The 13,923-nt window shown below is 73.0% G+C and carries 9 protein-coding genes and 2 pseudogenes; 6 read left to right on the forward strand and 5 right to left on the reverse strand.

Going from position 1 to position 13,923, the window contains the following annotated elements:
* A pseudogene (locus tag G011_RS30420) lies at positions 1–3,920 on the reverse strand (hypothetical protein); the annotation flags it as partial.
* Between the two features lie 791 nt (positions 3,921–4,711).
* Here G011_RS30420 and G011_RS0128710 point away from each other — a divergent pair.
* The 3 genes and pseudogenes from G011_RS0128710 to G011_RS32720 all read left to right on the forward strand — a co-directional run.
* Entirely contained in the window at positions 4,712–5,104 is a 393-nt protein-coding gene (locus G011_RS0128710) for a hypothetical protein (protein WP_026338761.1), read from the forward strand.
* Between the two features lie 42 nt (positions 5,105–5,146).
* A complete protein-coding gene (locus G011_RS0128715; RefSeq protein WP_019611491.1) occupies positions 5,147–5,500 on the forward strand; it encodes a hypothetical protein in 354 nt (117 codons plus the stop codon).
* 17 nt (positions 5,501–5,517) lie between these two features.
* Positions 5,518–5,672 (forward strand): annotated as a pseudogene (locus tag G011_RS32720) (IS481 family transposase); the annotation flags it as partial.
* 182 nt (positions 5,673–5,854) lie between these two features.
* Here G011_RS32720 and G011_RS0128720 read toward each other — a convergent pair.
* Positions 5,855–6,664, reverse strand: a complete 810-nt coding sequence (locus G011_RS0128720; RefSeq protein WP_255342169.1) for an SDR family NAD(P)-dependent oxidoreductase — start codon at positions 6,662–6,664, stop codon at positions 5,855–5,857.
* Positions 6,665–6,780: 116 nt separating this feature from the next.
* On the opposite strand from G011_RS0128720, the gene G011_RS0128725 reads away from it, so the two are divergent.
* The gene (locus G011_RS0128725) at positions 6,781–7,638 is read left to right on the forward strand and encodes a helix-turn-helix domain-containing protein (protein WP_036553262.1); all 858 of its coding nucleotides are present in this window, start codon (positions 6,781–6,783) and stop codon (positions 7,636–7,638) included.
* 939 nt (positions 7,639–8,577) lie between these two features.
* Here the strand turns inward: G011_RS0128725 and G011_RS0128730 are convergent.
* Positions 8,578–9,168, reverse strand: coding sequence for a hypothetical protein (locus G011_RS0128730; RefSeq protein WP_231391624.1), 591 nt, complete (start codon positions 9,166–9,168; stop codon positions 8,578–8,580).
* A gap of 486 nt (positions 9,169–9,654) precedes the next feature.
* Positions 9,655–10,428 carry a DNA polymerase beta superfamily protein gene (locus tag G011_RS0128740; RefSeq protein ID WP_019611494.1) on the reverse strand — a complete coding sequence of 258 codons (774 nt, stop codon included), beginning with the start codon at positions 10,426–10,428 and terminating at the stop codon, positions 9,655–9,657.
* Positions 10,429–10,655: 227 nt separating this feature from the next.
* Here G011_RS0128740 and G011_RS0128745 point away from each other — a divergent pair, with 227 nt between their 5' ends.
* Positions 10,656–11,468, forward strand: coding sequence for an SAM-dependent methyltransferase (locus G011_RS0128745; RefSeq protein ID WP_019611495.1), 813 nt, complete (start codon positions 10,656–10,658; stop codon positions 11,466–11,468).
* A gap of 118 nt (positions 11,469–11,586) precedes the next feature.
* On the opposite strand, the gene G011_RS0128750 is transcribed toward G011_RS0128745, so the two are convergent.
* Entirely contained in the window at positions 11,587–12,639 is a 1,053-nt protein-coding gene (locus G011_RS0128750) for a hypothetical protein (protein WP_019611496.1), read from the reverse strand.
* A 209-nt stretch (positions 12,640–12,848) separates the two neighbouring features.
* Here G011_RS0128750 and G011_RS0128755 point away from each other — a divergent pair, with 209 nt between their 5' ends.
* Positions 12,849–13,922, forward strand: coding sequence for a LacI family DNA-binding transcriptional regulator (locus G011_RS0128755; protein ID WP_019611497.1), 1,074 nt, complete (start codon positions 12,849–12,851; stop codon positions 13,920–13,922).
* Position 13,923: the final 1 nt, after the last annotated feature.

A 13,923-nucleotide genomic window follows, 5' to 3' on the forward strand; every position in this document is an offset into this window, starting at 1 on the left:
GGGGACGGTGCGCCGTAGGGGGAGGGGCCCCGGTCGGCTGGGTCCTGCATCGCGTAGCGGACGTAGTCCGTCGTGAGCCGCCCGCCGGGCAGCCAGAGCCGGGCGCGGACCGGGTCGTGGCGGTCCCGGAGGTGGCGGCCGATACCGCGGGCCAGGGTCTCGGCGTCTTGGACGCGTTCGGGAGGGATGGACTCGCCGCTCAGCGGGACGCGCCTGTCGGAGGGGTCGGAGACGGTGTACACCAGTGCCTGCGCGAGCGTGCGCGCCTCGCGGATGGAGCGGTTCTCCGGGACCGGACCGTCGACCGGTCGCAGTGATCTCCAGAATTCGGCGCCCAGCGCCCGTGCCCTGGGGATGTCCTTGTCCGCGAGGGCCCGGGTGAGTTCGGGCAGGCGGTCCAGGACCGACGCGGCGCGGGCGTCGGCCCTCGGGTCGATCCCGGAGACGGCGGGGTCGGTGCGTGTCTGTGCGGGGGTGGGGGAGCCGGTGTCCGCCGCGCGCTCGGGCCTGGCGGCGGGCGGTGCCGCAGGCGCGTCCGTGTCCGCGCTCCGCGTGGGGGCCGGCGTGTCCTCGGCCGTGTCGGGCGTCGCGGCCTCGGCGGCGCGCGGGGCGTCCCCGGTGCCCGCTGCCGGTGCCCCGCTGTCCTGCGTCGCGCTCGCCGGAGGGGCCGAGGGCAGGGTGTCGCGGACGTACTGCGTGGTCAGGCTGCCGCCCGGGAGCCAGAGCCGTGCACGCGCCGGGTCGTGGCGGTCCCGGAGGTTGCGTTCGACGCCCCCCAGGAGTGTGGCGGCGTCCTCGGCCCTGTCCGCCGGGAAGGCGTCCGGGGCGGCGGGAACCCGCGGGTTCGCCGGGTCGGACAGGGTGAAGACCAGCCCGAGCGCCAGGGCGCGGGCCCTGCGCACGGAGGGGTTCGGCGGGGAGCCGTCGTCGGGCCGCGGGGCGAGCAGGTTCTGGATGTCCGCGCCCACCGCCCGCGCCCGCGCGACGTCCCCGTCATCCAGGTGCCGTCGAGCCTGCGCGACCAGGTCCGCGGCGCGTTCGGCGCGTGCGTCCGCGAGGTCGTTCCCGGGGGCCGCCTCGCGGCTGTCCGACTCCGGGGGCGCGGTCCCGGTCGCGCCCTCCTCGGACGGCGTGGGACCGGCGCCGGAACGGGCCGGAGGAGCCCCGTCACCGCCCTGGTCGCGGACGGCGTCACGCCCGGTTCCGGACCGCTCGGCCGTGTCGGCGTCCCCGGTGCTCCGGGTGGCGTCGTGGCGGTCCGCGGAGGGGCCGTCCGCGCCGGGCGGGGGCGTCCGCGGGTCGGTGCGCACGGCCTCCGGGACCGGCCCGTCCGAGGGGGCGGAACCGGCGGGAGCGCGTCCCTCCGGGCCGTTCTCGGTCACGGGGAAGGCCAGGAAGCCGGACTCGGGAACCGCGTCCGGGATGCCGGGAACGCCCCCCGGGGCCTTCGTGTCCTTCACGGCCGGGTGCGAGGCGGCCTCGACGGGCGGTGCCTCCTCGGTGTCCGACCACGCGGTGCCCAGACTCGACGTTTCGGACGCGGCGTCGTCGAACAGCGACGACGCGTCGGAGTCCGTGTCGCCGAGGGAGGAGTTGTCATCGGCTCCGTCCAGGGTGTCCGGGACGCCGTCCACGGGGTTCAGCGAGGCGTCGAACGAGTACGGGGACGCGCTCCCGCCCCGGTCCGTGGGGGAGGAGGCGGCCGTCGGTGGGACCGTGGTCTCCCGGATGCCGGCCGGGTCGGGGGACTCCGCGGTGATGGGGGAGGGGAAGGCGTTCCGCTCGGGACCGGCCTCTCCGGCGGGGGCCGGTTCCGGACCGGACCGCGCCGTCTCCTGCGCTCCCGGCCGGGACGGCTGGCCCGCCTCGCCGGACGGGCGGCCTGGGGGAGCCGTACCCTGCGGCGGCGCGGCGCGGTCGGCGCCGATCGGGGGCGTCACGGCGGCCGGGGGCGGTGGGGGGACCTCGGTTCCCCCCTCGGGCGGGGGTGCCGGGGTCCGGTCCCGGGAAGCCCCGGCGTCCGTGGCGTCATGGTCACCGGTGAGCGGATCGGGGGTGTCTCCTCGACGGTAGGCGTCGGTGTGGTCCGCCCCGTCCTGGTCGTGGTTCCGCGCAGCCCGGGCGGCCGGGGTCTCCGGAGTCCCGATGACCCGCTCGGAAGGGTCCCCGGGCCCGTGCGCGTCCGCGCCGTCGGCCCCGTCCGGGCCGTGGTCCTGCTGCCTCCGGGCCGCAGGGGCGCCCTGGTCTCCGGCGGCCGGGGAACCGCCGGGGCGGTGCGCGTCCGTGCCGCTCGCCGGGGCTTCGTCCCCGCCGCCGCGCGATCCGTCTCCGTCGTCCCGTACCGGGGCGGGTTCATCGACGCCGACGGGCGGTACGACGGTGGTGTCGGGGGCGTCGGGACCGCCGGCGGACGTCGGCCTTCCGCCGGCGTCGCCGGAGGCGGGCCACGCCGTGGGAGCCGCGCCCTGTGCCGGGTCCCCCTCGGCACGGTCGGTCCGCTCCGGCTCCGGGGGCGGGGGGAGATCGGGCGGAAGGAGGGTGCCGCCGGGGCCGCTGAGCGCGTCGATGCCCGCCAGCGCCGAGTCGGTGGTCAGCTGGTGGGCCGTGTTCATGGTCGCGCCGGACGTGGCGGACCAGGGGGTGACGACGAACCCCTGACCGCTGGCGAGGCTGCCCAGGCCCTCGCTGAGGAAGCCCTCCGCGGCGCCGGTCCCCGCGCCCAGCCCCAGGCCCCGCACGTAGGGCAGGAACCCCTGCGCACTCTGGTGCAGCGATCCGGCGAGGCTCTGCGGGACGTCGGACAGGTGCTCGCGCAGGGGCGGGGGCAGCCGGTCGCCGATCGCCAGGGAGAGCCGGGAACCCAGGTCCGGGTCGCCCCACGAGCGGATCAGGGTGTCGGCGTAGTCGTCGCCCAGCCGCCGCGCCTGGTCGGCGCCCATGCGTTCGGCGAAGGAGCGCTGGAACACGTCCGCCACCTCCGCGCGGAACGCGTTCTGTTCGACCACGTTGTCCCAAGAGCGCGCCCCGGTGGGGGAGTTGGGGTGGAACGGGACCAGCATCTCGTCCCGGTGGCGGGTGAAGAGGTCGGCGAGGTCGTCGTTGAGCGTGCTCGGCGGGGGTACGGGGTCCGGCACGCCGTTTTTGACCTGCGGCGGGGGTACGGGGTCCGGCACGCCGTTTTTGACCTGCGGCGGGGGCACGGGGTCCGGCAGACCGCGCAGGTCGTCGATGCTGCGGCTGAAGGCGTTCGCGAAACCGCTGCTGACGAACGCTCCGACGCCCCCGGAGATGCCGGCGGAGACGAGCCCCTCGATCACGGCCCCCACGTGCGCGTCGTGCGCCAAGCGCTTGTCGAACCCGTCCCGGTCGCCGTTGGCGATCTGGACGCGCTGGATCAGCGCGCCGAAGCTCGCGAAGACCTGGCTGACGACCTGGTGACTCGGAACGGTGACGAGGAACCAGGCGATGAGGCGCCGGATGGCCAGGCTCCGGATCGCCTTGAAGACCGGGATCCACTTCAGGGAGGCGCCGAAGGTGAACTTGGCCGTCGCGATGGCCCAGGCGATCTCGGCGATGAGCTGGGCCACCTGGACCCAGACCATCGCCACCATGTAGTCGACGTTCGCCGCCGCCTTGCGCAGCTCGGTCGAGAGCATGCGGCTCGTGCTCGCAGCGTTGCCGATGTAGTCCCTGTCGCCGCTGGTGAAGGCGGCCAGGGAGCGGTTGTAGTAGTCGGAGGCCGCTCCGCCGAAGTGCCTCCGAACGTTGGTGCGCGTCGTGTCCATGACGTTGGAGAGCTCGTGCAGTTGCTTGTCGAGGAGGTCGTAGACCTCCGAAGCGGCGCGCATGGCCGGTGCGCTGGCCCGGGGAAGGTCGATGCCCAGCACCACTTTGACGAAATCGTGTGCTGAGTCACCCATTTTCTGGGGGTCGAACAGCATTCCCGACCCCTTTCCACACCACGCGCATCTGAAGCGAGGGTAAAGGTAACATCATCGCGCGCAGGAGTGGAAGCCGCCCCCCGGTTCCGAGGTGTTCCGCGGGTGCGGACGCGGGATTTTGTTGCGTCCGTGTTTCCGGGTTTTTCCGATCGGGTGCCGAATACGGAGGGGGATGACCCCTATGTATAGTCACGACTCCGCGGGTTGCATTCACCTCACCCGGTGCGGTACCTGTTGTGTCGTGCGGAAGGGAATGGTTCGCCGGGGCGGCCCGGTCCCGCGCGGCGCTTCCCCTTCCTCCGTCCCCTGTTCTGTTGTCCGTGATTGCTTTCCTGTTCCTTTTTCCGGTGTGCGTCGCCGGGGAGGGCCTCCTGCCGGGACCCGGACTGGCCGCGGCTACCGGGATCGCTGGCCGGGGCCGGCCCGGGCGCGCCTCCGAACTCCCGGGGCGGGGCGGCACCGCCCACTCGGGAAGCCGGGTGGGAACCGACCGCGAACGGAGTTCTCCGTCCCATTCGGAAGGCGTGCCGGTGCGGTGTCCTTTGTCGCGCTGGGCTGCGTGACCGAGACCGGATTTCCGGCGTGTCGGTTTTCCCCGGCCCCGGGGCGGACGCGCCGACGGCGCTCGGCGGGTGTCCGGGGCGCCGCCGCGGAACAGCGGGGCCGGGAGGTGTTCCGGCCGCCGTCCGGAGCGCCGTCGGCAGCGCGCCTCCACGGGCCGTTCCTGTCGTGAACGACCTGAGTAAAACCTTGAAGGAGATCCTGAAGGCATGAGTTCACCGATACGGGAGCAGATGGAGGCCGAACTGCGGCGGCTCGATACGACACTGAGGGAGCTCATGGAGGCGGGCGAGGGCCTGGAGTCGGAGACCGAGGAGGCCACGTCCAGGAACCGGCTGGTGACCGCGGAGGTCGACGCGACCGGTGACCTCGCCGGGCTCGTGTTCCACACCGACGGGTACCGGGGCATGGCCGCCGCCGAGCTCTCGGCTACGATCGTCGAGGTGATCGCCCGCGCCCAGCGGCGGATGGCGGAGCGGGCCGTGCAGGCGTACGACTTCGCCTCCCCCGAAGGCGTCGACGCGTCCGCCGTGCTACGCGGCGAGATGGACGTCGAGGAGACCCTGCGCACACTGGGCTTCTCCCCACGCGACCTGGAGTGACGGTCCGACCGCAGCCATCAGACAGCGAACAGGAGAAGAACGATGTCCGCATCACACGGCCGGCTCTCCGTCGACGTAGACGGGATCGGGCGGCACAACAAGCTCGTCTACGAGGCCGCCGACTTCACGGACGAGGTGGTGGCCGACGCGCGCGACGCGATCACGTCCTTCGAGAAGGCGCCCTGGGGGGACGAGGGGGAGTACTCGAAGCGGATGCAGGAGACCCTGGGCGAGGCGGAGAAGATCCTCTGGCAACTCCTCGACTACGTTGCCGTGGCGCAGAGGCAGGCCGCCGACGGGGTGGTCCGCACCGTCCACGGTCTCTCCGCCGCCGATGACATCAACGCCGACGTCCCCAGCTCGTTCGACCCGCGCACGCACGGCGGACGCCGCTGACGGTCGCACGCACGCGGTCCACCGCCGAATGCCGGGCCGACCGCTGCCGAGCCCAGGGCCAGGCCGGGATGGACGGCGCCTCCAGCCGCCCGCGCCGCTCACCCCCGCCCGCCGCGAACACCGCGTGATCAAACTCCGCTGCATTCGCCGATGGGGCCCGGCCCGCATCGGCGGCCCTTCAGCGAACCCTCCCCGCACACCGTCTGGGAACGCCGGGACCGCCGCACCCGGGAAACGCCGGAACCCGCCGCCCATGCCCCCGAAGTCCCGTGTGACAGGTGCCGCACCCCGTCACCGGTGGGTCGTGCCCGTACGGCTGAGAGCACGCGGCGCTGATGGATCAGCCCTGTGGACTCACCACGGGAGGTTCGCTCCCTCCCACGTCGTGAAGGTGCCGGAGGGCCCTTCGGGCCCGAGCCGGGCGACACGCACGATCTCACGAGCGGCGTCCTCGACCGACTCCGTGCCCTCGAAGTTGACCAGCGAGGTGTTCGCGAACCCCGGCGAAACGAGGTTGACCTTGACACCGGAGTCCCGGAGCTCGGCCATCATCGCCACCGTCACGGCGTTGAGCGCCGCCTTCGACGCCGCGTAGACCGGCTCGAAGAGCGCGTGGTAGGGGAGAGTCGGGTCGGTGGCGGTCGTCAGAGAACCGAGCGCGCTCGTGACGTTGACGATGCGTGCGTCCGACGACAGGCGAAGCAGCGGGAGCACGGCCTGGTACACCGCCACAGGCCCGAAGACGTTCACCTCCCAGACAGCCCGCACCTCCTCCAGCGGGACCACGCTCGCCGCTGCGAAGGAGCGCAGTTCGGCCATGTCGACACCCTGCCGAGTGGTGGAGACGGCGGCGTTGTTGACGAGGAGGTCGAGTCGACCGGCCTCCTCGCGGAGCCGCTGGGCCGCTGAGGCGATCGACTCCGGGTCCGTCACGTCGAGCTGGAGCGGGGTCGCGCCGGCTCCGATCTCGGCGGCGGCCTCCTTGCCGCGGTCGGCGTCGCGGGATCCGACGAACACGGTCACCCCGTCGGCGGTCAGCTCCTTCGCGACCTGCTTGCCCATACCTTGGTTGGCTCCGGTAACCAGAGCGATTCGATCCGAGGACACGAGGACCTCCCTTGTTCGGGTCGGACATACGGGCCGAGCGCGGGTACCTGTCGGCATGCGCCGCGCTCCCCAGCGACGATCCGCTATCGCCGCCGGCCCCGGGTAGGCCGCCTTCATCCTGGGAGTGACGGGACCAGGCAGTCTCCCCGCCCGGGCGGATACCATCCGGGGTGATGACAGGACGCGGAGCCGACAGCCAGAACCCGTTGGGTGAGTACCTGCGTGCCCGACGGGAGCTGGTGACCCCCCAGGCGGTCGGCCTTCCCGAGGACTCCCGCCGCCGTGTTCCCGGGCTGCGCCGCGAGGAGGTCGCCCTGCTCGCGGGCATCAGCTCCGACTACTACCTGCGGCTGGAGCAGGGACGTAACCGCAACCCCTCGGCCCAGGTACTCGGGTCGATCGCGCGGGCGCTGCGACTGGACGGACCCTCCACCCAGTACCTGCTCGGACTGGGCACCGCTCCGCGGCCTTCGCGTCGTGAACCCCGTCGGGGGGAGACCCTCGCTCCTCGGGTCCTCGACCTTCTCCGCACGGTCGACGCACCGGCGTTCATCGCCGGGCGGTACGCGGACGTGCTCGCGAGCAACCCTCTGGCACGTGCGCTCTCCCCGGAGCTGAGGCCGGGCGTGAACCTGCTGCGCGCGGCCTTCCTCGACACGGACAACCGCCTGTACCTCGACCGGCGGGAGATGGTCGCGATGTTCCGCAGGCGCGTGGGAACGGATCTGCGCGATCCGCGAGTCGCGCAACTGGTGGAGGAGCTGTCCCTGGCGAGTGAGGCCTTCCGGCGGGCCTGGGCACGTCACGATGTCCGTCCACCCCGCGGCGGCCTCGTCCGCGTCGACCACCCCCAGGTCGGCGCCATGGACCTGAACGTGTCCAAACTCGCCATCGACGACACCGACGAGCAACTGCTCGTCATCTACCACCCCGACCGCGCACATCCGGAGAGCGCGGACCGTCTCAGGCTCCTCGCCTCCCCGGCGGGGCAGGCGACGCCCGCCCCGCAGACGCCGGCCGGAGACCGCTGAAACCGGGGCGGGCTTTCCCCCGGCCGCGTACCGATAGCGGAACGGCGATCTTCTTCGGGGCCTGCACCGGCTCCGCCCGGGCCCGACGTCCACCGTTCTCCGTCCTTTGCACCGGGAATATCCGCTCGGTGTCCTTCGTTGTTCCGCGTCCTTTCCGCCGTCGGGACATTGCGGGGGGAGGGAGCCGCCGGGAACGGGGGGAAGCGGAGGAGACGCCGTCCTTTCGGTCATGCCCTCACAAGTGTGCTACCGACCGGCCCTGAACCTTCCTGGGGCCGTGGCCCGCGTGAGGGAAGGGTGCCTACGTCTGTGCCCCGGGGTGCCGCTGGGGTTGTCCGTCGGGGGTGTGCCGTTGGATGCTGGCGGCACCCACCGGACCGGCGCGGCTGGTCGGGGGGAGCGTGTCGGAGACGGAGCCGACGCCCGCGCTCCAGGGGACTCCGTGGCGGCTTCAGGGCCGTACCCGGGCGTCCCCGGGTCCATGCCAGCCGCGCCAACGAGCCCCGACCTTCCCCTGCGAACCCGAACGGACCACGGCCGACCGGGCCGCGTGCACACCTGCCAGGCGGCCCGGGTCGGCCCCAGGTCCGCGGTGCGTCCGCGCGGCGGAGCGCGGTGTCCGGGGGCGCACGGGTTTCGACAACTAGAAATCTACAACATAAAGGTAGGGCTTTCCTGTATTGTCACAAAGGGGGAACAAAGAGTAACAACACACATGAAAACGGTGTTCGGTGTCAAACCTTGGCAACCGGAGGAAGGGGCTGGGAATCGGTCACCCTCCGCCTGGTGAGCGACCGGAGCGGCCCCCTTCTGAGAACCGAACACCGCACGAATTTCCCGGACCGCTGGTTGCCCTTCCCTCCGAGTCCGTAAAATGGATCCGTGCGGGTGCGCCCGTACCGCCGGTGCGGGGCAGCGTGGACGGATGCCCCGCACCGGTCACTCCGTACTGTCGGCGCGGCGCCGGACCTCAGGGACGGTCCGCGCCGTGCAGGGCCCGCGGGGCGATCTGGAGTATCCAGTGCCGTCCGGCCCAGCCCAGGAAGCGGCGCCTTCCCGTGGGGGCCCGGTCTCCTCCAGGGGCTCTCCCTCCACCACCCGGCGCAGTCCGGCCAGCACCGGCTCCAGGCGTTCGCGCGTGTGGTGGGGCTGGTCGGGGGCCAGCCCCTCCATCCACGCCGTCACCTCGCGCTGCTCGGCCTCGGTGCACAGGGACAGGAAGAACACCGTCTGCCGCCAGGCGAAGGCCGCGTTCTTGACGTGGGGCAGGGGCGGGAACACCCGGGGCAGGCTCTCCACGGTCCGCACGGTCAGGGCGTGGGCGCGCCGGGCCAGCTCCGCCCACCCGCACGCGGGCCGCGCCCCGGCCCCGACCAGGACGGCCAGGTTGTGCGTGGTGAGGATCTGAGCCTGCTCGATGACCATCCCGTTGCCCACGACGCTCCGGCGCGGGTCGCCCGCGCGCTCGGCCTGTCCGGCGCGCAGGGCGGTGTGCCGCTCGGAGCCGGGCAGGCCGCGCTTGGCCACCATGGAGTCCACGGCGTGGCGGAACAGGCCGCCTCGGGGGGAGTCCCGAGCCGGGTGCTCTGCTGTTGGACTACACGTCGTTCGCGGGGATCACGGTAGTGCTTGGGGGGCGGGGGCCGAAAGTGTTTTTCGGGGCTGTGGGGTGTGTGGGGGGACGGTCTGACGGGTGCGGCCGTGGGGACGCACCCGTCACCGAGCCGGGTCGTGCTGCCCTAGCGGGTCTTGATCACGGCCGCGATGAGCCCGGTGGCGAGCATCATCGTCAGGCCCACGATCATGAGCACGAAGGCGATGGTTCCGACCATGGTGTTTCCTTAGTGTTCGTTGTTTCCGGGCGCGGTGCGCGGCGTCCGCCGTGCGGGGAGCGCCCGGAGGAGCCGGGAGCGGCGCCTACCTGTTCGGGGGTTCACCCTATCCCGGTCCCGTGCCGGTCCCGCGTCGGGTGGCCGCTGTGACCAGCGTGGTCGTGGCCACGGTCGCGGGGCGGGGTCAGCGTTGGGCCCAGGTTCGCTGGTAGGTGCTGACCAGCCAGCGGTCGGCCCAGGCGTGGTCGGGTTCGGCGGGCAGGTCGCAGGTCCGGCACAGCTCGGCCAGGCGCTGTTCGAGTTCGTGTGCCCGGTCCAGGGCGTCGTCGCGGCTGTGCTCGCCGCGGCGCAGTGCGAGCAGCCAGGTGCGTTCGGGTTCGGGCATGGGCAGGGTGATGCGGCCGATCTCCATCAGTTCCACGCCCTGGATGCCCAGGCGGACCATGTGGTAGGCGAACTTGGTGTCGAAGCCGTGCTGTTCGACGAGTTCGGGGCGGTTGGTGTGTTTGCCGCCTCGGGTTCCCTCCATGCGGTCGCGTTGGGCGCGCAGGTAGCCCAGGAAGCGCTGGCCCGCCCGGCGGGAGAGGAAGCGTGCGGCGTTGGCGCGCAGGTCGTGTCCGGTGGGGGTGATGGCGACGATCTCGTGCGGGGGGACGAACAGGGGGAGCAGGACGGTGGGGTTGCCGTCCAGGGCCAGGCGCGTCCACTTGCGCAGGGAGTAGACGGTCAGGTCCAGGTCGCCGGGGCCGGAGCGGGTGTGTTCGGGGCGGGTGTGGTGGATGTACTGCTCGAAGGGGCGCAGGCCGATGACGTACTCGGGGGGTTCGACGCAGATGCCCATCTCGTCGCGGTCGGCCTGGCCGGTCAGGGCGAGGCCGTGGGCCTCGGAGCCCACCTGGCACCGCAGGACGGTTCCCTCGTGCGCGATCCGCGCGAACTCGGGGCTGGAGTGCTTCACCTGCGGCTCCCTTCGGTCGGGTGCTGGGTGCTGGGGGTGCTGCCTGGCACGCTATCGGCCGCGGGGCGGGGGCACGAGTGCTTTTCGGTGGTGGGGGAGGGGTGGGCGGGCCGGTGGTTCCGTGGTCGGGGGACACGCCCGGGGGAGCTTGCCGGTGGGCCTCGGGAGCCCTTTACTTGTCCGGGTACGCCCCTTTTCTCCCCAGAACGAGCGTAGAAGGCAGGACCGTGCCCCCTGAGAACCCTGAGGTTTCCGCCCCCCGGATCGACACCTCCGTCCCCCACAACGCCCGGATCTGGAACTACTGGCTGGGCGGCAAGGACAACTACCCGGTGGACCGGGAGATGGGCGAGCAGATCCGCTCCTTCTTCCCCGAGATCGTGGACAACGCGGTCGCCGACCGGGGCTTCCTCGTGCGCGCCGTGACCCATCTGGCGCGCGAGGAGGGCGTCCGGCAGTTCCTGGACGTGGGTACCGGCCTGCCCACCCACAACAACACCCACGAGGTGGCCCAGTCGGTGGCGCCCGAGTCCAGGGTCGTCTACGTCGACAACGACCCGCTGGTGCTCACCCACGCCCGCGCCCTGCTCACCGGCGACGACCAGGGGGCCACCGACTACGTCGACGCCGACCTGCGCGACCCCGAGGCCATCCTGCGGGAGGCCTCCCGGACCCTGGACCTGGAGCGGCCGGTGGCGCTGATGCTGCTGGGCGTGGTCAACTTCGTCGCCGACGACGCCGAGGTCCGCGCGATCATGGACCGGCTCCTGGGAGCCCTGGCCCCGGGCAGCTTCCTGGTCCTGTCCCACCCCACCGACGACATCGACCGCGAACGCGCCCATCAGGTGGCCGCGGCCTGGAACGAGCGCGGCACCCCCAAGCTCACCATCCGCACGGCCGAGCAGATCGGCGCGCTCTTCGACGGGCTGGAGCTGCTGGAGCCGGGCGTGGTCTCCTGCTCCCTGTGGCGTCCGGCCCCCGCAGAGGTGGGCGGGGCGCGTCCGGTGGCCGAGTACTGCGGCGTGGCCCGCAAGGCCTGACCCTCCCGCGGGGTGCGGGCCCCGGCGCCCGCCCCCGTCGGCCGGGCGCCGTGGCGCGTCCGGCCGACAGGGGCCCGGTTCCGGGGCGGCGGCCGTGGCCCCCCGGTCGCGGCGCGCCTCAGTCCGCGCGGGCGATGGCGATGGTCGCCCCGAGCCGGTGCCCGGCCTCGTAGAACATGTACTGCACGCCCCCGTCGGAGCCGAAGGAGGGCGCCGCGCTGCGGCCCGAGTCCGGCGGTCCGGCCATGGGGGTGTGCACCGTGCCCAGGTGGCGGCGCAGGCCGAAGTCGCGCCCCACCTCGGTCAGGCGGATGTCGCCCAGGTTGGTGTGGTAGGCGACGTAGGTGCTGCCCGCGCGTTCGACCAGGTGCGGGCCGGACAGGTCCGACACCCCCACGTCGGCGTGGTCCACGAGCGGGTCGGGGTCGAAGTCGAAGGTGATCCCGTCCGCCGACCACCCCCATCCGATGGAGCGGTGGTTGCTGGTGTCGTTGCGCATGAAGACCATGACGTAGCGCGCGCCCCGGTCGGGCAGGCGGTACTCGAAGACGCGCGCGTAGGAGGCCTCGGTGGTGCCCGGCACCATCGCCGTGGTCAGCACCACGCCCTCGTAGGCGAAGTCGATGCCGTCGCGTGAGCGGGCCAGCCGCGTGGTGGTGTTCTCCCCGTGGAAGTACAGCCACATCTCGCGGTGCTCGGAGTTCCACATCACGTGCGGCGAGGAGACGTGGCTGACGTCGTAGTGCGGGTTCCACACGTTGGCCACGACGGGGTTGTGCGGGTACTCGGTGAAGGGCCCGTCGGGGCTGTCGGCGTAGGCCAGGCAGATGCCGCCGGGCCTCTCGTGCGGGGCGTAGTAGAGCAGGAAGCGGCCGGGCGGGTCGGACAGGCGGCCCGCGGTTCCGCGCAGGCACGGGAAGATCAGCTCCCCGGTCGGGTTGTAGCCGAGTTCGGCGGTGTCGAGCGCCTCGCGCAGGAACCGGTAGGCGGGCAGGACGTCGGCCGCCGCGGCTCCGCCGGCGGCCGGGGTCGCGGTCGCGGCGCCCGCGGACGCGGGGGTCAGCAGTCCCGGGGCCAGGAGGGCGCCCGCCGCGGCGGCTCCGGCGCTCCGCAGGACGGTGCGGCGGTCGGGGGCGGCGGTGGAGCGGCGGGGGTGAGCGTCGTGGGACATGACGGTTCCCTTCCGGAGCGGGTCGGGGGGAGGCTCCGAGGCCCAGAGTCTTCACCAGCGCTGATGCGTGGGTCAAGGTTCTAATACGTATTAACGAAAGATCCTGCTTCCGGGTGGAAATCCGCCCGTCATCCTCTTGACATCTGCCGTGGTGCGGCTCACAGTCGTCAACTAATGCGCATTAACACGGCACGCAGGAGGAGAAACAGGTGACGCACGTCAGGAGGGCGGGGCCGCGACGCCCGCGCCAGTCCGACATCGCGCGGGCGGCCGGGGTCTCCCAGGCCACGGTCTCGCTGGTGCTGCGGGGCACCCCCACCGGGATGTCCCTGGCCCGCGAGACCCGCCAGCGGGTGCTCGACGCCGCCGAGGAGCTGGGCTACGTGCCCGACCCGGTCGCCACCCGGCTGGCCTCGGCCAGCAACGCGATGCTGGGGCTGTACACCTTCAGCGCCACCTTCCCCACCGACGTGGCGCACTCCTACTACCCGGTCCTGGTCGGGGTGGAGGAGGAGGCCGCGGCCCAGGGGCAGGACCTCATCCTGTTCACCGGGTCCGCGCGGGCCGCCGCCAGCGCCGACGACCCGGCCGCGGTGCGGCGGGTGCGCGTGGCCGACGGCTGCCTGTTCTTCGGCCGCCACGTGCCCGACGAGCCCATCCGGCGTCTGGTCGAGGACGGCTTCCCGTTCGTCTACATCGGCCGCCGCGACGAGCCCGGCGTGCCCTACGTGGGCGCCGACTACGTCTCGGCCTCGGCGCAGGTGGTGGCGCGCCTGGCCGGTCTGGGCCACCGCGAGCTGCGCTACCTGCGCGAGCACGACCAGGCCCCGGCCTCGACCGACCGCGAGCGGGGCGTGCTGCGGGGCGCCCGCGCGGCCGGGATCGACACCGCGCGCCTGGTGGCGCGCACCGACGGCTCCGACCTGGACGGACTGCTGCGGCGCTGGCTGGAGGAGGGCGTGACCGCCGTCGTGGTCGAGCAGACCGACACCGGCGCCGCCCTGGACGGCCTGGCCGCCGCCGTGGACCGGGCCGGTCTGCGCTGCCCGGAGGACGTCTCCCTGGCCCTGCTGGGGGCGCCGACCGGGACCCGGGGCCGCGCTCCGGGCGGCGGCGCGGCCTGCGGCGGGTTCGACGCGCCCCTGCGCGCGATGGGCCGCGACGCGGTCCGTCTGCTGCTGGAACTGATCGCGGGCGCCCACGGGCAGACGCCCCGGCGCCTGCTGCCCTGCGAGCCGGTGGAGGGCGGCACCCTCGCCGCGCCCCGGACACGACACATCTGAG

The sequence above is a fragment of the Nocardiopsis sp. CNS-639 genome (genome assembly GCF_000381685.1).
In the GTDB taxonomy this organism is placed as follows: domain Bacteria; phylum Actinomycetota; class Actinomycetes; order Streptosporangiales; family Streptosporangiaceae; genus Nocardiopsis; species Nocardiopsis dassonvillei.

Coding starts and splice junctions, on each gene's coding strand:
- G011_RS0128725 (WP_036553262.1), top strand. CDS start 6,781: ATGACAGGACGCGGAGCCGACAGCCAGAACCCGTTGGGTGAGTACCTG.
- G011_RS0128750 (WP_019611496.1), bottom strand. CDS start 12,639: ATGTCCCACGACGCTCACCCCCGCCGCTCCACCGCCGCCCCCGACCGC.
- G011_RS0128715 (WP_019611491.1), top strand. CDS start 5,147: ATGTCCGCATCACACGGCCGGCTCTCCGTCGACGTAGACGGGATCGGG.
- G011_RS0128730 (WP_231391624.1), bottom strand. CDS start 9,168: ATGGTGGCCAAGCGCGGCCTGCCCGGCTCCGAGCGGCACACCGCCCTG.
- G011_RS0128720 (WP_255342169.1), bottom strand. CDS start 6,664: ATGCCGACAGGTACCCGCGCTCGGCCCGTATGTCCGACCCGAACAAGG.
- G011_RS0128710 (WP_026338761.1), top strand. CDS start 4,712: ATGAGTTCACCGATACGGGAGCAGATGGAGGCCGAACTGCGGCGGCTC.